22 protein-coding genes are annotated in these 23,610 nt (G+C 57.7%); 14 read left to right on the top strand and 8 right to left on the bottom strand.

The window, feature by feature from the left end:
- The first annotated feature begins 15 nt into the window (after positions 1–15).
- Positions 16–1,068 carry a patatin family protein gene (locus HCH49_RS13255; RefSeq protein ID WP_048979045.1) on the top strand — a complete coding sequence of 351 codons (1,053 nt, stop codon included), beginning with the start codon at positions 16–18 and terminating at the stop codon, positions 1,066–1,068.
- The gene (locus HCH49_RS13250; protein ID WP_182383025.1) at positions 1,065–1,847 is read left to right on the top strand and encodes a TatD family hydrolase; all 783 of its coding nucleotides are present in this window, start codon (positions 1,065–1,067) and stop codon (positions 1,845–1,847) included. The genes HCH49_RS13255 and HCH49_RS13250 overlap by 4 nt, the downstream gene beginning before the upstream one ends.
- Here HCH49_RS13250 and HCH49_RS13245 read toward each other — a convergent pair.
- Together HCH49_RS13245 and HCH49_RS13240 are read right to left on the bottom strand one after the other, a co-directional pair.
- A complete protein-coding gene (locus tag HCH49_RS13245) occupies positions 1,842–2,702 on the bottom strand; it encodes a YjjW family glycine radical enzyme activase (RefSeq protein ID WP_221702798.1) in 861 nt (286 codons plus the stop codon). The two genes, HCH49_RS13250 and HCH49_RS13245, sit on opposite strands and share 6 nt — an antisense overlap.
- Positions 2,677–4,224, bottom strand: a complete 1,548-nt coding sequence (locus HCH49_RS13240; RefSeq protein WP_221702797.1) for a YjjI family glycine radical enzyme — start codon at positions 4,222–4,224, stop codon at positions 2,677–2,679. Before HCH49_RS13240 ends, HCH49_RS13245 begins: the two co-directional genes overlap by 26 nt.
- A 262-nt stretch (positions 4,225–4,486) precedes the next feature.
- Between HCH49_RS13240 and deoC the strand changes: the two genes are divergently transcribed.
- The 4 genes from deoC to deoD all read left to right on the top strand — a co-directional run bounded on the left by deoC (position 4,487) and on the right by deoD (position 8,822).
- A complete protein-coding gene (gene deoC, locus HCH49_RS13235; RefSeq protein ID WP_048975088.1) occupies positions 4,487–5,266 on the top strand; it encodes a deoxyribose-phosphate aldolase in 780 nt (259 codons plus the stop codon).
- Between the two features lie 109 nt (positions 5,267–5,375).
- Positions 5,376–6,698 (top strand): thymidine phosphorylase, encoded by a 1,323-nt coding sequence (gene deoA / locus HCH49_RS13230; protein WP_033144578.1) that lies wholly within the window; start codon positions 5,376–5,378, stop codon positions 6,696–6,698.
- Between the two features lie 52 nt (positions 6,699–6,750).
- Positions 6,751–7,974 carry a phosphopentomutase gene (deoB, locus tag HCH49_RS13225; protein ID WP_033144579.1) on the top strand — a complete coding sequence of 408 codons (1,224 nt, stop codon included), beginning with the start codon at positions 6,751–6,753 and terminating at the stop codon, positions 7,972–7,974.
- A gap of 125 nt (positions 7,975–8,099) precedes the next feature.
- Positions 8,100–8,822 (top strand): purine-nucleoside phosphorylase, encoded by a 723-nt coding sequence (gene deoD, locus HCH49_RS13220; protein ID WP_010427122.1) that lies wholly within the window; start codon positions 8,100–8,102, stop codon positions 8,820–8,822.
- 61 nt (positions 8,823–8,883) lie between these two features.
- Here the strand turns inward: deoD and lplA are convergent, their stop codons facing one another.
- Both lplA and HCH49_RS13210 read right to left on the bottom strand, forming a co-directional pair.
- The gene (gene lplA, locus HCH49_RS13215; RefSeq protein ID WP_033144580.1) at positions 8,884–9,900 is read right to left on the bottom strand and encodes a lipoate--protein ligase LplA; all 1,017 of its coding nucleotides are present in this window, start codon (positions 9,898–9,900) and stop codon (positions 8,884–8,886) included.
- A 39-nt stretch (positions 9,901–9,939) separates the two neighbouring features.
- A complete protein-coding gene (locus HCH49_RS13210; protein ID WP_032660794.1) occupies positions 9,940–10,584 on the bottom strand; it encodes a YtjB family periplasmic protein in 645 nt (214 codons plus the stop codon).
- Positions 10,585–10,701: 117 nt separating this feature from the next.
- Here HCH49_RS13210 and serB point away from each other — a divergent pair, with 117 nt between their 5' ends.
- The 3 genes from serB to nadR all read left to right on the top strand — a co-directional run bounded on the left by serB (position 10,702) and on the right by nadR (position 14,400).
- Entirely contained in the window at positions 10,702–11,670 is a 969-nt protein-coding gene (gene serB, locus HCH49_RS13205; protein ID WP_023310325.1) for a phosphoserine phosphatase, read from the top strand.
- 74 nt (positions 11,671–11,744) lie between these two features.
- Positions 11,745–13,130: a DNA repair protein RadA gene (gene radA / locus HCH49_RS13200; protein WP_014068810.1), complete on the top strand. Its 1,386-nt coding sequence runs from the start codon at positions 11,745–11,747 to the stop codon at positions 13,128–13,130.
- A 37-nt stretch (positions 13,131–13,167) separates the two neighbouring features.
- Positions 13,168–14,400, top strand: a complete 1,233-nt coding sequence (gene nadR / locus HCH49_RS13195; RefSeq protein WP_015572616.1) for a multifunctional transcriptional regulator/nicotinamide-nucleotide adenylyltransferase/ribosylnicotinamide kinase NadR — start codon at positions 13,168–13,170, stop codon at positions 14,398–14,400.
- Between the two features lie 96 nt (positions 14,401–14,496).
- Here nadR and HCH49_RS13190 read toward each other — a convergent pair whose 3' ends face one another.
- On the bottom strand, positions 14,497–15,498 hold the full coding sequence (locus HCH49_RS13190; RefSeq protein ID WP_221702796.1) for a zinc-binding alcohol dehydrogenase family protein: 1,002 nt from the start codon (positions 15,496–15,498) through the stop codon (positions 14,497–14,499).
- Positions 15,499–15,606: 108 nt separating this feature from the next.
- Between HCH49_RS13190 and HCH49_RS13185 the strand changes: the two genes are divergently transcribed.
- The gene (locus HCH49_RS13185; protein ID WP_221702795.1) at positions 15,607–16,506 is read left to right on the top strand and encodes a LysR family transcriptional regulator; all 900 of its coding nucleotides are present in this window, start codon (positions 15,607–15,609) and stop codon (positions 16,504–16,506) included.
- A gap of 91 nt (positions 16,507–16,597) precedes the next feature.
- Here HCH49_RS13185 and ettA read toward each other — a convergent pair whose 3' ends face one another.
- Positions 16,598–18,265 carry an energy-dependent translational throttle protein EttA gene (gene ettA, locus HCH49_RS13180; RefSeq protein WP_006810191.1) on the bottom strand — a complete coding sequence of 556 codons (1,668 nt, stop codon included), beginning with the start codon at positions 18,263–18,265 and terminating at the stop codon, positions 16,598–16,600.
- A 227-nt stretch (positions 18,266–18,492) separates the two neighbouring features.
- Between ettA and sltY the strand changes: the two genes are divergently transcribed.
- Entirely contained in the window at positions 18,493–20,430 is a 1,938-nt protein-coding gene (sltY, locus tag HCH49_RS13175; RefSeq protein ID WP_048975080.1) for a murein transglycosylase, read from the top strand.
- A gap of 55 nt (positions 20,431–20,485) precedes the next feature.
- Positions 20,486–20,815: a trp operon repressor gene (gene trpR / locus HCH49_RS13170; protein WP_023310330.1), complete on the top strand. Its 330-nt coding sequence runs from the start codon at positions 20,486–20,488 to the stop codon at positions 20,813–20,815.
- 27 nt (positions 20,816–20,842) lie between these two features.
- Here trpR and yjjX read toward each other — a convergent pair whose 3' ends face one another.
- Entirely contained in the window at positions 20,843–21,358 is a 516-nt protein-coding gene (gene yjjX / locus HCH49_RS13165; protein WP_032649880.1) for an inosine/xanthosine triphosphatase, read from the bottom strand.
- Positions 21,359–21,408: 50 nt separating this feature from the next.
- Here yjjX and gpmB point away from each other — a divergent pair, with 50 nt between their 5' ends.
- On the top strand, positions 21,409–22,056 hold the full coding sequence (gene gpmB, locus HCH49_RS13160; RefSeq protein WP_023310332.1) for a 2,3-diphosphoglycerate-dependent phosphoglycerate mutase GpmB: 648 nt from the start codon (positions 21,409–21,411) through the stop codon (positions 22,054–22,056).
- Here gpmB and robA read toward each other — a convergent pair.
- On the bottom strand, positions 22,053–22,922 hold the full coding sequence (robA, locus tag HCH49_RS13155) for an MDR efflux pump AcrAB transcriptional activator RobA (RefSeq protein ID WP_033144587.1): 870 nt from the start codon (positions 22,920–22,922) through the stop codon (positions 22,053–22,055). The two genes, gpmB and robA, sit on opposite strands and share 4 nt — an antisense overlap.
- Before the next feature lie 211 nt (positions 22,923–23,133).
- Between robA and creA the strand changes: the two genes are divergently transcribed.
- Entirely contained in the window at positions 23,134–23,604 is a 471-nt protein-coding gene (gene creA / locus HCH49_RS13150) for a protein CreA (protein ID WP_087823429.1), read from the top strand.
- Positions 23,605–23,610 lie beyond the last annotated feature (6 nt).

The following is a 23,610-nucleotide window of genomic DNA, read 5'->3' as shown; positions in this document are numbered from 1 at the left end:
AACAGGAAAGCAGAGGTGGGGCAACGAATTCCCGTTACGCTCGGCAATATTGCGCCGCTGACGTTAAAGCCGTTTCGCGCAGGACAACTCGCACTGGTTTGCGAGGGGGGAGGGCAGCGCGGCATCTTCACCGCCGGCGTGCTGGATGAATTTATGCGCGCGCAGTTCAACCCGTTTGATCTTTACTTCGGCACCTCTGCCGGGGCGCAGAACCTCTCTGCCTATGTGTGTAACCAGCCCGGCTACGCGCGAAAGGTCATCATGCGCTACACCACGGCGAAAGAATTTTTTAATCCGGTGCGCTTTGTGCGCGGCGGCAACCTGATCGATCTTGACTGGCTGCTGGAGTCGACCTCCAGCCAGATGCCTCTGGCCATGGATACCGCTGCCCGTCTGTTTGATAGCGGCAAAGAGTTCTGGATGTGCGCCAGCCGGGGCGATGACTATTCGCCGGGCTATTTTTCTCCTCAGAAGGAGAACTGGCTGGACATCATCCGCGCCTCCAGCGCGATCCCCGGCTTTTATCGTACCGGTGCCCTGCTGGACGGTATTAGCTATCTGGACGGGGGGATCAGTGACGCGGTGCCGGTGCAGGAAGCCGCCCGGCGCGGGGCGAAAACCATTGTGGTGATCCGTACCGTACCGTCGCAAATGTATTACACGCCGCAGTGGTTCAAACGGATGGAGCGCTGGTTGGGCGACAGCAGCCTGCAGCCGCTAGTGAACATCGCGAAGCAGCATGAAACCACCTACGGCGCGATGCAGCGCTTCATTGAAAAACCGCCGGGCAAGCTGCGTATTTTTGAAATCTATCCGCCTAAGCCGCTGCTGAGCATGGCCCTGGGCAGCCGTGTCCCTGCGCTGCGCATGGATTACAAAACGGGGCGGCTGTGCGGACGTTACTTCCTGGCGACGGTGGGGAAAATGCTGGCGGAGCAACCGCCGCTTCATCGCCATAAACGCATTATTTTGCCGCCTGCGATTGTCGCCAACGACGCCCTGACGATGCCGCTGGTGGATATTCCGCAGGCGAATGACGCTTTACTGGATAACGAGGATCTGGCGTGACGCTCCGCTTTGTCGATACCCACTGCCACTTTGATTTTCCGCCGTTTACGGGGGATGAAGCGCAAAGCATAGCGAAAGCGGCCGAAGCAGGCGTTCAGGCTATCATTGTGCCGGCAGTGGAAGCGGCCTATTTTTCCCGGGTGCTGGATCTTTCCACACAGCACCCTGCGCTCTATGCCGCGCTCGGCCTGCATCCGATTGTGATTGAACGGCATCTTGATGAGCACATTGAGAGGCTTGATGAGATAGTGCAGACCGCAGGAAACAAACTTGTCGCCATCGGTGAGATCGGTCTCGATCTTTATCGCGAGGATCCGCAGTTTGAGCGCCAGCAGACGATCCTCGACGCGCAGCTCAGGCTGGCGAAGCGCCACGATCTGCCGGTGATCCTCCACTCAAGACGCACGCACGATAAGCTGGCGATGCACCTGAAACGCATCGATCTGCCGCGAAAAGGGGTCGTGCACGGTTTCTCCGGCAGCCTGCAGCAGGCGCAGCGTTTTATTGAACTGGGCTATAAAATCGGCGTCGGTGGCACCATCACCTATCCGCGGGCCAGTAAAACCCGGGACGTGATGGCACAGCTGCCGCTGTCGGCGCTTCTGCTGGAAACCGACGCGCCGGATATGCCGCTGAATGGTTTTCAGGGCCAGCCGAATCGCCCGGAACAGGCGGCGCGCGTGTTTACCACCCTATGTGAACTGCGAAAAGAGCCTGAAGAGGTGATTGCCGATGCGCTGCTGGAAAATACCCGTTCGGTATTTGGCATCACGCTATAGGTAAAGCGCCGGACAAATCACCGTTATCTTCTGTTTTTCCAGCGCCCGCGCCAGCGGTTCAACGTCCTCGGGCGTGGCGCTGCGCCACGACGCAGCCTCACCGTAAACGCCATGCGGATGAAATGCGTTGATGCGTACCGGAACATTTCCAAGCCCGTGGATAAAGGTCGTTAGCGGTTTGAGGTGTTCCAGATAATCACACAGCTCCGGAATCACCAGCAGGCGGAGTTCCGTCAAACGGTGACGATCTGCCAGCCAGCGGATGCTCTGCTTAATCTGCGGGTTTTCGCGCCCGGTCAGGAAACGGTGATGCTCGTTCCCCCACGCCTTCAGATCCAGCATTGCGCCATCCAGTACCGGCAGCAGCTTTTGCCAGCCGGTTTCGCCTAACAGACCGTTGCTGTCTACCAGGCAGGTGAGGTGACGCAGGGCGGGATCGGCTTTGATCGCGGTGAACAGGGCGATCAAAAACGGCAATTGCGTTGTGGCTTCGCCGCCGCTGACGGTGATCCCTTCGATAAACGGTGCGGATTTGCGGACCTGAGTGAGGATCTCTTCCACGCTGAAGCGGTGCGCCATAGGCGTTGCCTGCTGCTGGCACAGATGCAGGCAGGTGTCGCACTGCTGGCAGTCATTCTCCTGCCACCAGACGCGTCCGGCCTGAATCGTCAGCGCGTCGTGCGGGCAGTGGGGCACGCAGTCCCCGCAGTCGTTGCAGCGGCCGATCGTCCACGGGTTGTGGCAGGTTTTACAGCGCAGGTTGCAGCCCTGCAGGAACAGCGCCAGGCGGCTGCCCGGCCCGTCCACGCAGGAAAAAGGAATGACCTGACTAACTAAAGCGCATCTGCTGTTCATGGCTAACCACGCGCGGCTGACGTTCCAGAATACGGGTATTGCGTGCGGCCTCTTCCCCCAGCCACGTGGTATTGGTGCGCGATCCGGCTTCCCGGTATTTCTCCAGGTCCGACAAGCGAACCATGTAGCCGGTCACGCGGACCAGATCGTTACCCGCTACGTTGGCGGTAAATTCACGCATTCCCGCTCTGAACGCCCCCAGGCAAAGCTGAACCACCGCCTGCGGGTTGCGTTTGACCGTCTCCTCCAGGGTGAGAATATCGCTGATTCCGGAGTGATAGTGTTTGTGATGCGGCGCAACGGCCAGCAGATGGCTGATGGGATCCGGCTCGTCGCCGTAAGGCAGGCGCGCGCCCGGCGTGGTGCCGGAGTCGGAGCTGATCCCCGACTGCGCGTGCAGCATCGCGCGATGCTTCCAGCCGTGTTTCACCGGCGTGCTTTCAACGAACGCCGCAAGCTGTTCGCTGATGCGATAGCCCAGCGCGTTGGCCTGTTCATCCTTTCCGTAGCGTCCCGCTATTCCTGCTTTCTCACAGAGCGCGTTGACCGCTTCCGCCAGGCCGTACATGCCAAACATGGGCACAAACCGTTCCGCATCAATCAGCCCCTCTTTTACCAGGAAGCTATTCTCAAAGAAGCCAGATTGCCCGTACAGAAAATCGCAGCGCGCATCGATGATGGCAATTTGCTGCTGGCAGTAGTGCGGGAGCGTGCGGGTGAAGAAGTCGTCAATGGATGCGCTGCGTTCAGCAATGGCTTTGAGGTTAAGGCGCACCAGAGTGCTGCCACCGCCTGCAAGCGGCAGGGAGTTGTAACAGCTCACCACGCCGTAACGGCATTTTGTGAAAATTTTATCATTCATCGGGCCATTAGAAATATGCGGTTTGCTGCATTCACAAATGTTTTTCGCCACCTCAAGCAGCAAATCATGTGGGGTGATATCGGGATCGTAGATAAAGGTCAGGTTCGGCGCGACCTGCTTCAGCTCTGCATCGGCACGCAGAATGGCGCGCGTGACTGGCGTATCTTCAGGCCCAATGTTTGCGTGCATAAACGCATCCGGCAGCGTACGGTCGAGATAACGCCAGAAACGTTTTATTCGGCTATCGATCTCTTCTTGTGTTAGAATTCTAACATATGGGGTTAATATCGCATCAAGCTGACCGAGATAGACCGGCATCGATGTGACGGACGGAACATGATGGTAGAGGATGGTTAACAGCGAGAGGGCGTCGTCGAGATCTTTCGCGCCTTCCAGCTCCAGCCACGCTGAACCGTTAGCCAGAAATTTTGCGTAATCCGGCAGAACGTAACGGGGTTTGTAAGGCGCATGGCCTTCGAACATGTCGCAGATAAACCCTTCGTCCAGTGCGGCTCGTGCGGCCTCAGGAAGTGCCGGGTAAGGCAGGTTGTTTTCCGCTTCCAGCGCCAGAAAATGACGTTTTTGTTCCGGGGTTAACACCGGGCTTGTGACAATGTGCTGGCAACGTTGTTGCAGGGCGTCGGGGCTGGAGTGGGGCATAGTCGCTTCCTTGAGTGTTCTGCGGATGATGAACGGATTGTAGAAAGCCAGCCTGTCGGGGCTTTTGATCCGACAGGGGGTATCGCTGCTTTAGTCGGCAATTTACGCGCTAAAGTTTGAAGAAGATCTCATTACAGTAATGCAAATTTGTATGCAGTTTTCATTAACTGTGATGAATGTCGAAGTGTGGATGCGGGTGAATGTTAGAATACTCACAGACCCGCAAGGTAAAATTTATACGGCACTGCCGTTGGAGAATGTTATGACCGATTTAACTGCAAGCAGCCTGCGCGCGTTGAAACTGATGGACCTGACCACCCTGAACGATGACGACACCAATGAAAAAGTCATCGCCCTGTGCCATCAGGCGAAAACGCCGGTGGGTAACACCGCAGCCATCTGTATCTACCCGCGCTTTATCCCGATTGCCCGTAAGACGCTGAAAGCGCAGGGTACGCCGGACGTGCGCATTGCAACCGTAACTAACTTCCCGCATGGCAACGACGATATCGAGATCGCGCTGGCAGAAACCCGCGCGGCGATTGCTTACGGCGCAGACGAAGTTGACGTGGTGTTCCCGTACCGCGCGCTGATCGCCGGCAACGAGCAGGTCGGTTTTGACCTGGTGAAAGCCTGTAAAGACGCGTGCGCGGCGGCAAACGTGCTGCTGAAAGTGATCATCGAAACCGGCGAGCTCAAAGAAGAAGCGCTGATTCGTAAAGCATCTGAAATCTCCATCAAAGCCGGTGCGGATTTCATTAAAACCTCTACCGGTAAAGTGCCGGTGAATGCGACCCCGGAAAGCGCGCGCATCATGATGGAAGTGATCCGCGACATGGGCGTATCCAAAACCGTTGGTTTCAAACCTGCGGGCGGCGTGCGTACTGCTGAAGACGCGCAGCAGTTCCTGGCGATTGCCGACGAACTGTTTGGCGCCGACTGGGCCGATTCCCGTCACTACCGCTTCGGTGCGTCCAGCCTGCTGGCCAGCCTGCTGAAAGCGCTGGGTCATGGCGACGGTAAGAGCGCAAGCAGCTACTGATTGCCAGACAATGCCGGATGACGCTTCGCTCATCCGGTCGACAGGATCGTAGGGCGGGTAAGCGTAGCGCCACCCGCCACAACTCCCCCGATTCCGCATGGAGGTTACCGTGTTTCTCGCACAAGAAATTATTCGTAAAAAACGTGATGGTCATGCATTAAGCGATGAAGAGATCCGCTTCTTCATCAACGGCATTCGTGATAACACCGTCTCAGAAGGGCAAATTGCGGCTCTGGCGATGACCATTTTCTTCCACGATATGTCGATGCCTGAGCGCGTGTCGCTGACCATGGCGATGCGAGATTCAGGAACCGTTCTGGACTGGAAAAGCCTCAACCTTAACGGCCCGATTGTGGATAAGCACTCCACCGGCGGCGTGGGTGACGTGACGTCTCTGATGCTCGGCCCAATGGTGGCAGCCTGCGGCGGTTACATCCCGATGATCTCCGGGCGCGGCCTGGGCCACACCGGCGGTACGCTCGACAAACTGGAAGCCATTCCGGGCTTCGATATCTTCCCGGACGACAACCGCTTCCGCGACATTATTAAAGACGTTGGTGTGGCGATTATCGGCCAGACCAGCTCTCTTGCTCCGGCAGACAAGCGTTTCTACGCCACCCGCGACATCACCGCGACCGTTGACTCCATCCCGCTGATCACCGCCTCTATCCTGGCGAAGAAACTGGCAGAAGGGCTGGACGCGCTGGTGATGGACGTGAAGGTGGGCAGCGGCGCGTTTATGCCGACCTATGAACTTTCTGCTGCGCTCGCGGAAGCGATCGTGGGCGTCTCCAACGGCGCGGGCGTGCGCACCACCGCGCTGCTCACCGACATGAACCAGGTGCTGGCGTCCAGCGCCGGTAACGCCGTCGAAGTGCGTGAAGCGGTACAGTTCCTCACCGGTGAATACCGTAACCCGCGTCTGTTCGACGTGACCATGGCGCTGTGCGTGGAGATGCTGATCTCCGGCAAGTTGGCCAAAGACGACGCAGAAGCCCGCGCGAAGCTGCAGGCGGTGCTGGATAACGGCAAAGCGGCGGATATTTTCGGCCGCATGGTCGCAGCCCAGAAGGGCCCGACCGATTTCGTCGAAAACTACGCGAAATACCTGCCAACCGCGACGCTTAGCAAAGCGGTGTATGCCGATAGCGAAGGGTATGTCTCTGCAATGGACACCCGTGCGCTGGGTATGGCAGTAGTCTCGATGGGCGGCGGCCGTCGTCAGGCGTCAGACACCATTGATTACAGCGTCGGCTTTACCGATATGGCACGTCTGGGCGACAGCGTTGATGGTCAACGTCCGCTGGCGGTGATCCACGCGAAAGACGAAGCCAGCTGGCAGGAAGCGGCTAAAGCGGTGAAAGCGGCAATTACGCTTGACGATAAAGCGCCGGAAACCACACCGACTGTCTATCGCCGTATCACCGAATAGCGGTATACTGATCTGATCGATAATTTTGAAGCACTACGTACGGAGAACAATTATGAAACGTGCATTTATTATGGTGCTGGACTCATTCGGCATCGGCGCAACCGAAGATGCAGAACGTTTTGGTGACGTGGGTTCCGATACCATGGGCCATATCGCGGAAGCCTGTGCAAAAGGCGAAGCGGACAACGGTCGTAAAGGCCCTCTGACTCTACCTAACCTGACCCGCCTCGGTCTGGTGAAAGCGCATGAAGGTTCTACCGGTAAAATCGCAGCCGGTATGGACGGCAACGCGGAAGTCGTGGGCGCCTACGCCTGGGCTCACGAGCTCTCTTCCGGTAAAGACACCCCGTCTGGCCACTGGGAAATCGCCGGTGTGCCGGTGCTGTTTGACTGGGGTTATTTCTCCGATCACGAAAACAGCTTCCCGCAGGAGCTGCTCGATAAGCTGGTGAAGCGTGCCAACCTGCCGGGCTACCTTGGTAACTGTCACTCTTCCGGTACCGTGATTCTGGACCAGCTTGGCGAAGAGCACATGAAAACCGGCAAGCCGATTTTCTACACCTCTGCTGACTCCGTGTTCCAGATTGCGTGCCATGAAGAGACGTTTGGCTTGGATAAACTCTACGAGCTGTGCGAAATCGCCCGTGAAGAGCTGACCGAAGGCGGCTACAACATCGGCCGCGTGATCGCGCGTCCGTTTATCGGCGACAAAGCGGGTAACTTCCAGCGTACCGGTAACCGTCATGACCTGGCCGTTGAGCCACCGGCGCCAACCGTGCTGCAGAAGCTGGTTGAAGAGAAAGACGGCCACGTGGTTTCCGTGGGTAAAATCGCGGATATCTACGCCAACTGCGGCATCACCAAAAAAGTGAAAGCCACCGGTCTGGATGCGCTGTTCGATGCCACCATCAAAGAGATGAAAGAAGCGGGCGACAAGACCATTGTCTTCACCAACTTCGTGGACTTCGACTCCTCCTGGGGCCACCGTCGCGACGTTGCGGGCTATGCAGCGGGTCTTGAGCTGTTCGACCGCCGTCTGCCGGAGCTGATGGAGCTGGTAGGTGAAGATGACATTCTGATCCTGACCGCGGACCACGGCTGTGACCCAACCTGGACCGGTACCGACCACACCCGTGAGCACATTCCGGTGCTGGTGTACGGCCCGAAAGTGAAGCCGGGCTCGCTCGGTCACCGTGAAACCTTCGCGGACATCGGCCAGACCCTGGCGAAATACTTTGGTACGTCTGACATGGAATATGGCAAGGCCATGTTCTAAACGGATTGGGTGCGGCCTGATGCCCTCACCCCGACCCTCTCCCACAGGGAGAGGGAGAACAGAATGTAGGCCGGGTCAGGCGTAGCCGCCACCCGGCAAAAACAACAATGTAAAAGGAACTGAAGATGGCAACTCCTCACATTAACGCAGAAATGGGTGATTTCGCTGACGTCGTATTGATGCCGGGCGACCCGCTGCGCGCGAAGCACATTGCAGAAACTTTCCTGGAAGACGTGCGTGAAGTGAACAACGTTCGCGGCATGCTGGGCTTCACCGGTACCTATAAAGGCCGCAAAATCTCCGTTATGGGCCACGGTATGGGTATCCCATCCTGCTCTATCTACACCAAAGAGCTGATCACCGACTTCGGCGTGAAGAAAATCATCCGCGTTGGCTCCTGCGGCGCGGTGCGTATGGACGTTAAGCTGCGCGACATCGTTATCGGCATGGGTGCCTGCACCGATTCCAAAGTTAACCGCATGCGTTTCAAAGACCATGACTTCGCGGCGATTGCTGACTTCGGCATGGTGCGTGACGCGGTTGACGCGGCAAAAGCGCTGGGCGTTGAAGCGCGCGTGGGTAACATCTTCTCTGCTGACCTGTTCTATGCCCCGGACGGCGGCGAGATGTTCGACGTGATGGAAAAATACGGCATTCTGGGCGTTGAAATGGAAGCGGCGGGTATCTACGGCGTCGCGGCTGAGTTTGGTGCGAAAGCGCTGACCATCTGCACCGTGTCTGACCACATCCGTACCCACGAGCAGACCACCGCTGCCGAGCGTCAGACCACCTTCAACGACATGATCAAAATCGCGCTGGAATCTGTTCTGCTGGGCGATAAAGAGTAATTCTGTCTCTTCCCTCCCTCTCCCTATGGGAGAGGGCAGGGGTGAGGGCACCAGACCGTACCTAGCGCACGGCCTGTGCAATCCACGCCGACAGCTCCCGCAGCTCTTTTTCCTGCTCCGGAAAATCTCCGATCAACGCGTCGCATTCCTGCTGCAGCATATCCGCCCTGTACAAACAGCCCTGCAAACGTGCCGCCAGCGCCTCTAACGGTGCCGGGTTCAGGCTATCGGTAAACACCTGCGTGCGGGTGATATGGCCTTTCTCCACGTCAAAATGCAGCTCCACGCCGCCCCAGGTGAAACGCTCGTCCAGCAGATGGGAAAAGGCAGGAGCCTGACCGAAGTTCCATTCCCAGCTGCTCTGGCGGGCGAAGGTTTCGGCGAAGTTGGGCAGGTCCGGGGTTTTGTCAGGGGAGATGACTTCTGCTTCCACGCGCTCGCCGTAATGTTCAAAGAACGCGTCACGGATCGCATCGCAAATCTGCTCGTGAGTAATTCCCGGCAGCAGTTCCACCAGATTTGCCACGCGGCCGCGCACGGAGGTAATTCCTTTGGCCTGGAGCTTTTTTTTATCCGGATTCAGGTAGTTAGCCAGACGGCTCAGGTCAGCGTTCAGCAACAGGGTGCCGTGGTGGAACCCGCGATCCATCGTTTCGCGATAGGCGGAGCCGGAGACCTTCCGGTCGCCCTCGGGGGTTTTCACCACCAGATCGTTACGCCCGGAGGCTTCCGCCGTCACGCCGAGTGAATTGAGCGCGTTGAGGACGATGGACGTTGAGATGGTTTTGTCGTATTCCGGTTTGCCCGCCATAAAGGTAAAGCAGGTATTGCCCAGATCGTGAAACACCGCGCCGCCGCCGCTGCTGCGGCGCGCGAGACGGACGTTGTCCTCTTCCATACGCCGCGTATTGCACTCTTTCCACGGGTTTTGCGCGCGGCCGATGACCACCGTATCGGCGTTCCGCCAGAGAAACAGTACGCGCTGGGTGGCGGGCATCTGGCGGAAGATGCACTCTTCTACCGCGAGATTAAACCAGGGATCGTAAGAGTCAGAGATAAGCAGGCGTAACGTCGTCATGGCAAAGTTCCTTTTCCGAATCGTTCGCCTACTTTATCACTAATCTTTCTTCTCGCTCTCTTCGTCTTCGGGGACGGATTTGCTGGCGGTCAGCAGGAACGGGGATTGCTGCCAGCGCGAGCGCTTGCCGCGAAGCAGGGTACGCGCCAGCACAACGCCGATGGCGAGTGAAAGCAGCAGCATCAGGCGCAGAATATTGGTGGTATTATCGACCTGTTTGGCTTCAGTAGGCAGGGTGTGGGTATCGAGGGTCAGGCGCAGATAGCCCAGTGGGCCATTCTTCCCCTGAATAGGTTCGACAATCTGCTGGTTAAAGTAGCCCCCGGCTTTTTTCCCGTCCAGCGCCAGCCTGTCGCGCACGTCGACGTGCTCGCCCGCGCGGGCAATCAGGTTGCCTTGCTCATCATAGACGCCGGCATCAAGAATGCGGCTATTCTCCGTGAGCAGGCGTAAAACCTGGCCTATCCGCTTCTCGTCCGGCGTTTCGGTACGCATGGACGGCGCGACGTTGAGCGTCACCTGGCGTGCCAGCGTGCGGGCCAGCTCTTCAAACTGCGGGTTGCGTTGCCGTTGATGGTTCTGGCTAAACCACGATGCCCCTTGCATCAGCACCACTAATAGTGCGAGACAGGAAAGGACAATCACGGCGCGATGGAGCCGGAATTTCAGTTTTGCGCGAGCCATATTCCACCTGCTGAAAATTTACGGCTTAATGTTGCCAGAAGTGATGGTTACAGGGTAGCCTCATGCGTTATTTTCCCTCTGCAACCTTCCGGCGCGAACGAAATTACAGGAGCTTTAATGCCGAACATTACCTGGTGTGACCTGCCAACGGATGTCTCTTTATGGCCAGGATTGCCGCTCTCTTTAAGTGGCGATGAGGTGATGCCTCTGGATTACCACGCCGGTCGTAGCGGCTGGCTCCTCTACGGACGCGGTCTGGATAAGCAACGCCTGACCCAGTATCAAAGCAAGCTGGGTGCGGCAATGGTCATCGTCGCCGCCTGGTGCGTGGAAGACTACCAGGTTATTCGCCTGGCGGGTTCCCTGACGCAGCGCGCAACGCGTCTGGCGCATGACGCCGGGCTGGACGTCGCGCCGCTGGGTAAAATCCCGCACCTTAAAACCCCGGGCCTGCTGGTGATGGACATGGACTCTACCGCCATTCAGATCGAGTGCATTGACGAGATTGCGAAGCTGGCGGGCAGCGGCGAGCTGGTGGCGGAAGTCACCGAACGTGCGATGCGCGGCGAGCTGGACTTCACCGCCAGCCTGCGCCAGCGCGTGGCGACCCTGAAAGGGGCCGACGCCAACATTCTGCGCCAGGTGCGCGACGTGCTGCCGCTGATGCCAGGGCTGACGCAGCTGGTGCTGAAGCTGCAATCCCTCGGCTGGAAAGTGGCGATTGCTTCCGGTGGCTTCACCTTCTTCGCGGATTACCTGCGGGAAAAACTGCATCTGACCACCGTGGTGGCCAATGAGCTGGAGATCATGGACGGCAAGCTGACCGGCCAGGTGATTGGCGATATCGTTGATGCCCAGTACAAAGCCAATACGCTGACGCGTCTGGCGGAAAAATATGAAATTCCGGTTGTCCAGACCGTCGCCATCGGCGATGGCGCGAACGACCTGCCGATGATCAAAGCCGCCGGTCTGGGCATTGCCTACCATGCCAAGCCAAAAGTGAATGAAAAGACGGAAGTCACTATCCGTCACGCTGACCTGATGGGGGTGTTCTGCATTCTCTCCGGCAGCATTAATCAGAAATAACGGTCTGCTTTGTAGGCCGGGTAAGCGTAAGCGCCACCCGGCACGCAGGCCGCACAGAAATAACGAGGTAAACCGTGGCGAAAGCTCCAAAACGCGCATTTGTCTGTAATGAATGTGGTGCGGATTATCCGCGCTGGCAGGGGCAATGCAGCGCCTGTCATGCCTGGAACACCATCACCGAAGTGCGTGGTGTGGCGGCTTCGCCGAGCGTGGCGCGCAATGAGCGCCTGAGCGGCTATGCCGGTAACGCGGGCGTGGCGAAGGTGCAAAAACTTTCGGACATCAGCCTCGAAGAGCTGCCGCGCTTCTCCACCGGGTTCAAAGAGTTTGACCGCGTGCTCGGCGGCGGCGTGGTGCCGGGTAGCGCGATCCTGATCGGCGGTAACCCGGGCGCGGGTAAATCGACCCTGCTGCTGCAAACGCTCTGCAAGCTTGCCGAACAGATGAAAACCCTGTACGTCACGGGCGAAGAGTCTCTGCAGCAGGTGGCGATGCGCGCGCACCGTCTGGGCCTGCCGACCGGCAACCTGAACATGCTCTCCGAAACCAGCATCGAGCAGATCTGCATGATTGCCGAAGAAGAGCAGCCGAAGCTGATGGTGATCGACTCCATCCAGGTGATGCACATGGCGGACATTCAGTCCTCGCCGGGCAGCGTCGCGCAGGTGCGTGAAACCGCGGCTTACCTGACGCGCTTTGCCAAAACGCGCGGCGTGGCGATTGTGATGGTCGGCCACGTGACCAAAGACGGCTCGCTGGCCGGACCGAAGGTGCTTGAACACTGTATCGACTGCTCCGTGATGCTCGACGGCGACGCGGATTCCCGTTTCCGTACCCTGCGCAGCCACAAGAACCGCTTTGGGGCGGTGAATGAACTGGGCGTGTTTGCCATGACCGAACAGGGGCTGCGCGAAGTCAGCAACCCGTCGGCCATCTTCCTGAGCCGCGGCGATGAGATCACCTCCGGCAGCTCGGTGATGGTGCTGTGGGAAGGGACGCGCCCGCTGCTTGTTGAAATTCAGGCGCTGGTGGACGTGTCGATGATGGGCAACCCGCGGCGCGTGGCGGTCGGTCTGGAACAGAACCGTCTGGCGATCCTGCTGGCGGTGCTGCACCGTCACGGCGGGCTGCAGATGGCGGATCAGGACGTCTTCGTTAACGTGGTCGGCGGCGTCAAAGTCACGGAGACCAGCGCAGACCTGGCGCTGCTGCTGGCGATGGTCTCCAGCCTGCGAGACAGACCGCTTCCGCAGGACCTGGTCGTCTTCGGCGAAGTGGGCCTCGCCGGAGAAATCCGTCCGGTACCCAGCGGCCAGGAGCGTATCTCCGAGGCGGCAAAACACGGTTTCCGCCGGGCGATAGTTCCCGCCGCCAACGTGCCGAAAAAGATCCCGGAAGGGATGCAGGTATTTGGCGTGAAAAAACTCGCAGATGCGTTAAATGTCTTTGACGACTTATAATTACGTAAATTTGATTTTGCAGGAGGCACCGTAATTTATGTCATCATTTGACTACATCAAGACCGCAATCCGCCAGAAGGGCTGCACGCTGCAGCAGGTGGCGGACGCCAGCGGTATGACCAAAGGCTACCTGAGCCAGCTGCTGAACGCCAAAATCAAAAGCCCCAGCGCGCAGAAGCTCGAAGCGCTGCACCGCTTTCTGGGGCTGGAGTTCCCGCGTATGCAAAAGAACATCGGCGTGGTGTTCGGCAAGTTTTACCCTCTGCATACCGGACATATCTATCTGATCCAGCGCGCCTGTAGCCAGGTTGACGAGCTGCACATCATCATGGGCTACGACGAAACCCGTGACCGTCAGCTGTTTGAAGACAGCGCCATGTCGCAGCAGCCGACCGTGCCGGACCGCCTGCGCTGGCTGCTCCAGACATTTAAGTACCAGAAAAATATTCGTATTCATGCCTTTAACGAAGAGGGCATGGAGCCGTATCCGCACGGCTGGGACGTGTGGAGCAACGGCATCAAAGCGTTTATGGAAGAGAAGGGCATTGCGCCTAACTGGATCTACACCTCTGAAGAGTCCGACGCGCCGCAGTTCCGCGAGCATCTGGGCATCGAGACGGTGCTGATCGACCCGAAACGCACCTTTATGAACATCAGCGGGGCGCAGATCCGCGAAAACCCGTTCCGCTACTGGGATTACATCCCGACTGAGGTGAAGCCGTTCTTCGTGCGTACCGTCGCGATCCTGGGCGGCGAGTCGAGCGGTAAATCAACGCTGGTCAACAAGCTGGCGAACATCTTCAACACCACCAGCGCGTGGGAGTACGGCCGCGATTATGTCTTCTCGCACCTTGGCGGCGACGAGATGGCGCTGCAGTATTCCGACTATGACAAAATCGCGCTCGGACATGCCCAGTACATTGATTTTGCGGTCAAATACGCCAACAAAGTGGCGTTTATCGATACCGATTTCGTGACCACACAGGCGTTCTGTAAAAAATACGAAGGGCGCGAGCACCCGTTCGTGCAGGCGCTGATTGACGAATACCGCTTTGACCTGGTGATCCTACTGGAAAACAACACCCCATGGGTGGCCGACGGCATGCGCAGTCTCGGCAGCTCCGTGGACAGGCGAGAGTTTCAGACCATGCTGGTGGAGATGCTCAACGAAAACAACGTTGAGTTTGTCCATGTGGAAGAGTCTGACTACGACTCCCGTTTCCTGCGCTGCGTCGAGCTGGTGAAGGAGATGATGGGGGAGCAGGGGTAAAAACTTACCCCTCACCCTAACCCTCTCCCACAGGGAGAGGGGACTTTAACCTCCCTCTCCCTGTGGGAGAGGGCCGGGGTGAGGGCATCAAGCCACTCAGAACTCAATCACCACTTTCCCACGCATATGTCCCTCCAGCACTTTACGGTGCGCCTCGGTAATGCTTTCCACGCTCAGCCCGTGCAGCGTTTCGCTGAGCGAACTTTCCACCACGCCGTTATCCACCAGTTTTGCCACCTCATTGAGGATCTCCCCCTGACGCGCCATATCCGCGGTCTGGTACATGCTGCGGGTGTACATAAACTCCCAGTGCAGGGCGGCGGATTTGGACTTCAGCTTGTCCTGGTTCAGCGGATGTTCATTTTCAACGATGGAACAGATATGCCCCTGCGGCGCAATCAGTTCGCTGACCGCATCCCAGTGCCCGTCGGTGTCGTTGAGGATGAAAATGTAATCCACAAAGGTGAGCCCCTGTTTCGCCAGCTCGCCTTTCAGATCGCGGTAGTTGACGACAATATCAGCCCCGCGATCGCGGCACCACCGGGCGGAATCTTCTCGTGAAGCCGTTGCGACGATCTTCACCTTGCTGTTGTGCTTCGCAAAGGGGATCGCCAGCGATCCCACGCCGCCCGCGCCGCCGATGATCAGCAGCGTTTTGTCCGCCCCGGCATCCTGAATGTTCAGGCGTTCAAACAGACCTTCCCACGCGGTGAGCGCGGTCAACGGCAGTGCAGCGGCAGCCGCCCAGCCGAGGCTGGCAGGCTTGTGGCCGACTATGCGTGCATCAATCAGCTGGTGCGTGGCGTTGCTGCCCGGGCGGGTGATGTCGCCCGCGTACCAGACCTCGTCACCCGGTTTGAATCCGGTCACGCCAGCCCCCACGGCTTTGACGATCCCGCTGGCGTCCCACCCGAGAATACGCGGCTCGCTCAGCCCGTTTTTAGCAATGCCCGCGTGGACTTTGGTATCGACCGGGTTAACAGAGACGGCCTTCACCTCTACCAGCAGATCGTGCTCGCCGGGCTGCGGCATTGGCGGGGTGATTTCAATGAAGGTGGACGGATTTTCTGGGTTAACGGCAATAGCTTTAACAGACATGGTGTGTTCCTCAATGGCATGCGTTTTGTTGAGGCTAGTCTATTAAGTGGCCAGCTGCATGATAAGATGGACAATCAAGAACTCAGCGTTCGTACAGGATGAACAATCATGTTTAAACAGCTGCAGGATATGGCGCTGTTCGCGCTGGTGGCGGAGATGGGCAGCTTTACCGCGGCGGCGCAGAAGGCGGAACTGCCTAAATCCAGCGTTAGCCAGCGAATTAGCCAGCTGGAGCAGCAGGTGGGTATCCGCCTTCTGAACCGCACCACGCGCAGGATCAGCCTCACGTTTGCGGGCGAGCACTATCTGGTGCACTGTCGTGAGATGCTGGCGGCCAGCGAGCGGGCAGAGTACGCCATTCAGCGGCTGCGCGAAAACCCGAGCGGGCGGCTGCGGATCACCTGTCCGGCGGGGATTGGGGCGACGCTGCTGGCGCACATGAATGCCGAGTTTCAGCTTCGCTATCCTGACGTGTCGCTGGATGTGTCGATCTCTGATGACGTGGTGGATCTGGTCGAGGCCGGTTTTGACGTGGCGCTGCGCACCGGCAAGCCGCAGGACTCCTCCCTGATTGGCCGGATGATCGGGCACTGCCCGCGCTACATGCTGGCCTCACCGGACTATCTGGCGCGTCGGGATCCGCTGACGCATCCCCGTCAGCTGGTGGAGCACCGCTGCATTACGCACCGGGCGTGGTCGGAGTGGCTTCAGCGAAGCGAGAGCGAGGATTACCGCTACCTGCCGGATAACGCGCACATGACCGATAATCTGGTCTACGCCCGCGAGTGTGCGATTGCCGGTGCGGGGATCACTCTGCTTCCCGCCTTCCTGGTAGAAGATAAAATTGAAAAAGGGGCGCTGGTTCAGGTGCTGCCGGAGTGGAATGTTGAAGGTAACGATCTGTGGCTGGCCTACCCAAGCCGCAAGCTGAATTCGCCTGCGCTGATGAGCTATATCGACTTTGCGATGCAGTTTGACGAGGTGAAGCGGTATTACGTGGGTGGGTGATTTTGTGCGGCCTGATGCCCTCACCCTGGCCCTCTCCCACGGGGAGAAGGTACAAACATAAAAAACGGCAACCGAGGTTGCCGTTTTGCTTTTATTTCGCGATACGCTTGTACTTAATACGCTTCGGCTCCAGCGCGTCGGCGCCCAGCGTGCGTTTCTTGTACTCTTCGTATTCGGTGAAGTTACCTTCGAAGAACTCCACCTTACCTTCGTCCTGATAGTCCAGGATGTGGGTCGCGATACGGTCCAGGAACCAGCGGTCGTGCGAGATAACCATCGCACAGCCCGGGAACTCCAGCAGGGCGTTTTCCAGCGCGCGCAGGGTTTCGATATCCAGGTCGTTTGTTGGTTCATCGAGCAGCAGAACGTTACCGCCCACCTGCAGCAGCTTCGCCAGGTGCAGACGACCGCGCTCACCGCCGGACAGCTCGCCCACGCGTTTGCCCTGGTCGGTGCCTTTGAAGTTAAAGCGGCCAACATAGGCGCGGCTTGGCATCTCGGTGTTGCCGATACGCATGATATCCAGACCGCCGGAGACTTCTTCCCACACGGTTTTGCTGTTATCCATCGCGTCACGGAACTGGTCAACGGAGGCCAGCTTCACGGTTTCACCCAGGGTGATAGAGCCGCTGTCAGGCTGTTCCTGACCGGACATCATGCGGAACAGGGTCGATTTACCCGCGCCGTTCGGACCGATGATACCAACGATAGCGCCTTTCGGTACGGAGAAGGTCAGGTCGTCGATCAGCAGACGGTCGCCGTAGGATTTACGCAGGTTGGTCACTTCAACCACTTTATCCCCCAGACGTGCTCCAGGTGGAATAAACAGTTCGTTGGTTTCGTTACGTTTCTGGTATTCGGTGTTGTTCAGCTCTTCGAAGCGTGCCAGACGGGCTTTGCCCTTAGACTGACGGCCTTTCGCGCCCTGACGCACCCACTCCAGCTCTTTCTCGATAGACTTACGACGCGCCGCTTCCTGAGAAGCTTCCTGCGCCAGACGCTGATCTTTCTGCTCCAGCCAGGAAGAGTAGTTGCCTTCCCACGGAATACCTTCACCGCGGTCCAGCTCCAGGATCCAGCCAGCGACGTTGTCGAGGAAGTAACGGTCGTGGGTAATCGCCACAACGGTGCCTTCGAAGTCGTGCAGGAAGCGCTCCAGCCACGCCACGGATTCTGCATCCAGGTGGTTAGTCGGTTCGTCGAGCAGCAGCATGTCTGGTTTTTCCAGCAGCAGGCGGCACAGCGCCACGCGGCGGCGTTCACCCCCGGAGAGGTTCGCGATTTTCGCATCCCAGTCCGGCAGACGCAGGGCATCAGCCGCGCGCTCCAGCTGCACGTTCAGGTTGTGACCGTCGTGCGCCTGGATGATCTCTTCATACTTGCCCTGCTGCGCGGCCAGCTTGTCGAAGTCCGCATCCGGCTCAGCGTATTTGGCATACACTTCATCCAGACCTTTCAGCGCGTTAACCACTTCGGATACCGCTTCTTCAACGGATTCGCGAACGGTGTGTTCCGGGTTCAGCTGAGGTTCCTGCGGCAGGTAACCAATCTTGATGCCAGGCTGCGGACGGGCTTCACCTTCGATGTCTGTATCAATGCCGGCCATGATGCGCAGCAGGGTGGACTTACCGGCACCGTTGAGACCCAGAACACCGATTTTTGCGCCCGGGAAGAAGCTCAGCGAGATATTTTTAAGAATATGACGTTTCGGCGGGACAACTTTGCCGACACGATGCATGGTATAAACGAATTGAGCCACGTTGGACTTCGCCTCTTTTATCGTAATGAGAAGGAATTTCAGCCTCGAAGTGTAGCCTTTTTCACGTCCTAATCCCAGCCAGGAACGTCGGGAGTGTTAAAACGCGCAAGAAAGGTAAAAAAGTGTCCATGACGTGGCGCGTTGAAGGATGCCTGGTTAGCATAAGTTAATTAGACTTTGACGTGGCAAGACGCTGCAATTGACGAAAAAACAATGAGGAAGAGCTTGTGGAAAAAGCCAAACGGGTGGTCTGGCGTCTGCTGGCTGCCAGCGTATGCGTAATGGCGGTAAGCCAGGCGGTGCATGCCGATTCACTGGATGAACAACGTAACCGCTACGCCCAGATTAAACAGGCGTGGGACAACAAGCAGATGGATACCGTGCAGGCGCTGATGCCGACGCTAAAGGATTATCCGCTGTATCCGTATCTGGAGTATCGCCAGATAACCGACGATCTGATGAACCAGCCTACCGTCACCGTGAATAACTTCATTCAGGCGAACCCAACCCTGCCGCCAGCCCGAAATCTCCAGTCTCGTTTTGTGAATGAGCTGGCGCGTCGCGAAGACTGGCGCGGACTGCTGGCGTTTAGCCCGGAAAAGCCGAACGCCACCGAAGCCCAGTGTAACTATTACTACGCAAAATGGGCGACCGGCCAGCAGGAAGAGGCCTGGGCCGGAGCGAAAGAGCTCTGGCTGACCGGAAAAAACCAGCCGAACGCCTGTGATTCTCTGTTTAGCGCGTGGCGTGCTTCCGGCAAGCAGGATCCGCTCTCCTACCTTGAACGCATCCGTCTGGCGATGAAAGCCGGTAACACGCGTCTGGTGACCACGCTGGCGGGGCAGATGCCGTCCGATTACCAGACGATCTCCACGGCGGTTATCTCGCTGGCTAACGATCCAAACAGCGTACTCACCTTTGCCCGCAGTACGGGCGCGACCGATTTTACCCGCCAGATGGCGGCGGTGGCCTTTGCCAGCGTGGCGCGTGACGATGTCGAAAACGCGCGGCTGATGATCCCGCAGCTGGTGCAGGCGCAGCAGCTCAATGAGGAGCAAACCCAGGAGCTGCGCGACATTGTGGCGTGGCGACTGATGGGCACCGATGTGACCGATGAACAGGCGCGCTGGCGTGACGATGCCATTATGCGTTCGAACTCCACGTCGCTGGTGGAACGCCGCGTGCGCATGGCGCTGGGCACGGGCGATCGCCGTGGGCTGAATACCTGGCTCGCGCGGTTGCCTATGGAGGCCAAAGAGAAAGACGAATGGCGCTACTGGCAGGCCGATCTGCTGATGGAGCGCGGTCGTGATGATGAGGCCAAAGAGATCCTCCATTCGCTGATGCAGCAGCGCGGGTTTTACCCAATGGCTGCCGCGCAGCGTCTGGGCGAAGAATACACTTTCCGTATAGATAAAGCGCCCGCTAACGCGAACCCGGCACTGACGCAGGGGCCAGAAATGGCGCGCGTTCGCGAGCTGATGTACTGGAATATGGATAACACCGCGCGCAGCGAGTGGGCGAATCTGGTGACCAGTCGCACCACCGATGAGAAAGCCCAGCTTGCCCGCTATGCGTTTGATAATCACTGGTGGGATCTCAGCGTGCAGGCGACGATAGCCGGCAAGCTTTGGGATCATCTGGAAGAACGTTTCCCGCTGGCGTACAAAGATCTGTTCGATCGCTACACCAGCGGCAAAGATATCCCGCAAAGCTACGCGATGGCGATTGCCCGTCAGGAGAGCGCGTGGAACCCGAAAGTCCGTTCCCCGGTGGGCGCCAGCGGCCTGATGCAGATTATGCCGGGCACGGCGACGCACACGGTGAAGATGTTTAATATTCCGGGCTACAGCAGTCCGTCGCAGCTTCTGGATCCGGATACCAACATCAACATCGGTACCAGCTATCTCCAGTACGTGTATCAGCAGTTCGGCAATAACCGCATCTTCTCTTCTGCGGCGTATAACGCGGGTCCTGGGCGCGTGCGGACCTGGCTCGGCAACAGCGCCGGACGCATCGACGCCGTGGCTTTTGTGGAGAGCATTCCGTTCTCGGAAACGCGCGGCTACGTGAAGAACGTGCTGGCCTATGACGCTTACTATCGCTACTTCATGGGGCAGAAAGATACCCTGATGAGCGATGCCGAATGGCAGAGACGTTACTGATCGGCGTGGGTTGTGTTATGCTGTACTCGCTAAAGAGTACAAGAGGCAGCATAACATGACCCAGCATTCCCCGTATTCCTCGGCAATGGCCGAACAACGTCATCTGGAGTGGCTTCGTTTTGTGGAGCTGCTGCGTCAGTCATACGAACAGGATCTGCATTTACCCCTTATGCAGCTGATGCTCACGCCGGACGAGCGCGAGGCGCTGGGTACCCGCGTGCGGATCATTGAAGAGCTGCTGCGCGGCGAGATGAGCCAGCGCGAGCTGAAAAATGAGCTCGGCGCGGGTATTGCAACGATCACCCGCGGCTCGAACAGCCTGAAGTCGGCGCCGGTTGAGCTGCGCCAGTGGCTGGAAGCGGTGTTGTTGAAAAACGCCGGATGACGGCTACGCCTTATCCGGCCTACAAACTTACCGATAAATCGCGTTATGGAACGGGCTTAAGGCCAGAATCACGGCCTGATGATAAACGCCTGAACGCGTCAGCGCGCCTGCGGTAAAGACGCCAATCGCCCCTTCTTTACGGCCAATCTCATCGATGCCGGTGTACTGCGACATCACCGGCCCGAGCGCTTCACCCGCACGGACTTTTTCCAGAATGATCTCCGGCAGCGGCAGGGTGGCCGAACGTGCTTCACCGCGCTGCTCGCGGCTTTCGATGACAACCCAGCTAAAGGTTGCGCCTTCGTCGATACCTGCTTCAATCGCTACCCAAAAGTCAGCATCCGGTGCCGCGGCCTTTGCGTTTGCCACGCGATTTCGTGCGCCAGCGCGCGTTTCCTCGCTGCCAAACGGCTGTTCAGGAACGCCGCTCTCGACGCCGATGGCCTCAATATGGCAGGATCCTGCGCCGAAGATCTCGTCAAATGCCCTTAGAATTGCCTGAATTTTGGCAGGATTAGTGGTAGCAGAGACAACATGGTGCATAATTAAGCTCAATTCAAAAAAAACTCATCGCAGTATAACGGAAAAAAAGCATGTTACAGGTATACCTTGTTCGCCACGGTGAAACGCAGTGGAACGCCGAGCGACGTATTCAAGGCCAGTCAGACAGTCCTCTCACCGAGAAGGGTGTGCAGCAAGCGTGGCAGGTGGCGGAACGCGCCAGAACGCTGGGCATTACCCACGTGATCACCAGCGATTTAGGTCGCACACAGCAGACGGCGCGCATCATCGCAGATGCCTGCGGCTGTGACGTCATGCTGGAGCCGCGCCTGCGCGAGCTGGATATGGGCGTGCTGGAAAAACGCCATATCGATACGCTGACGGAAGCGGAGGAGGGCTGGCGCCGCACGCTGGTGAACGGTACCGAAGATGGTCGAATTCCTGAAGGCGAATCCATGCAGGAGCTCAGCGTACGCATGCATGCCGCCCTGGCGGAATGCCTGAAGCTGCCGGCGGGAAGCCGTCCGCTGCTGGTGAGTCACGGGATTGCGTTGGGTTGCCTGGTGAGCACCATTCTGGGGTTACCGGCTTACGCTGAGCGCCGTTTGCGCCTGCGTAACTGCTCCATTTCCCGGATTGATTATCAGGAAAGCGCGTGGCTGGCGTCGGGCTGGGTAGTAGAGATGGCAGGGGACATTTCGCATCTTGATGCCCCTGCGCTTGACGAACTGCAGCGTTAACGACGTATCGGAATCAAGAATTCCATACGCAGATTGATTGGGCCTTCTTCCGGTTTGGCATCCTGCGCCGGGTAGTAGCGCTCAATGTCCTGACCTTTACGGCGATTCAGATTCAGCATCGGCATGCAGGTTCCGTAAACGGTCAGGATAAACTCCTGAACCCCCGTTCCCAGCCCTTCATAGGCGAACATCACGTATTCGCCGCCTTCCAGCACGACTGGCTTCGAACCCTGAATATACCCATTGGCCATCTCTGGCGTCAGCGCGGTGGTGTAGAACACCTCCTGCTCGTCGTCTTTTTCCTGGCTTGGGTGCGTTTCGTTGAGGCCATACAGGATTGGCGGGATCGTCGGTGCGTGGCTCAGGAAGTCGCGCCAGAACTGGACGCGCATCTGATGACGGAACTCTGAAATCTGCTCCAGTGAACAGGAGTAGCTCTGTGTCGTGCCGATCAGATGGGTTTCAGGCAACGTGACAATTTCGTATTTCGGCATTGCGAATTCGCCCAGACGCAGCGGCGGACGCATGCCAAACGAGCTCCAGTCAGGAGAGCGACGATAAAGCGCTGGCGTCAACGAGAACTGTTTTTTGAAGGCGCGGGTGAAGGTCTGCTGTGAATCGAAACGATATTGCAGGGCAATATCCAGAATAGGCCGCGCGGTCAGGCGCAATGCCACAGCAGATTTTGATAAACGACGTGCGCGAATATAGGCCCCGATAGCATGACCGGTGACATCCTTGAACATCCTTTGCAGATGCCACTTGGAATAGCCTGCTTTAGCCGCCACATTATCCAGTGACAAAGGCTGGTCGAGATGACCTTCCAGCCAGGTGAGCAGGTCGCGAATAATTCCAGCCTGATCCATATACTATCCTCATCCTTAAAACAGCAGGTGCCTGATAACAGGTTAGCGGATAATAGCATTTTTTGATGTTTTAGCATTCAGTGTTTTTTTTGCGCATTCATGCTTTTTAGAGCACATTACAGGCAGATATATTCTAATCCTGTGATCTTGCTACATTTTTGCCTAAAGTGTTGAATAATCGCTCAGTGTAATTTTAAAGAATGGTAACAATATGAAATACAAGACTTTGATCTTCACCGCGTTGATGCTGATGGTCGGGCGCGTGTCGCAGGCAGAACAGATTGGCTCCGTCGATACCGTGTTCAAAATGTTCGGCCCGGACCACAAAATCGTGGTGGAGGCGTTTGACGATCCGGACGTGAAAAACGTCACCTGCTACGTCAGCCGCGCGAAAACGGGTGGTATCAAAGGCGGGCTGGGACTGGCGGAAGATACCTCCGATGCGGCGATTTCTTGTCAGCAGGTGGGGCCAGTTGAATTGAGTGATAAAATTAAAAACGGCAAAGCGCAGGGCGACGTGGTGTTCCAGAAACGGACTTCGCTGGTGTTCAAAAAACTGCAGGTGGTGCGTTTCTATGATGCCAAACGCAACACTCTGGCGTACCTTGCCTACTCTGACAAAGTGGTGGAAGGCTCGCCGAAAAACGCGATCAGCGCGGTGCCGATTATGCCGTGGCATTAATTCAGG

Source organism: Enterobacter sp. Y17 (genome assembly GCF_019730495.1).
GTDB lineage: Bacteria > Pseudomonadota > Gammaproteobacteria > Enterobacterales > Enterobacteriaceae > Enterobacter > Enterobacter asburiae_B.
The sequence above is the reverse complement of the archived record's forward strand: the minus strand, read 5'-3'. Positions and strand labels throughout refer to the sequence as shown.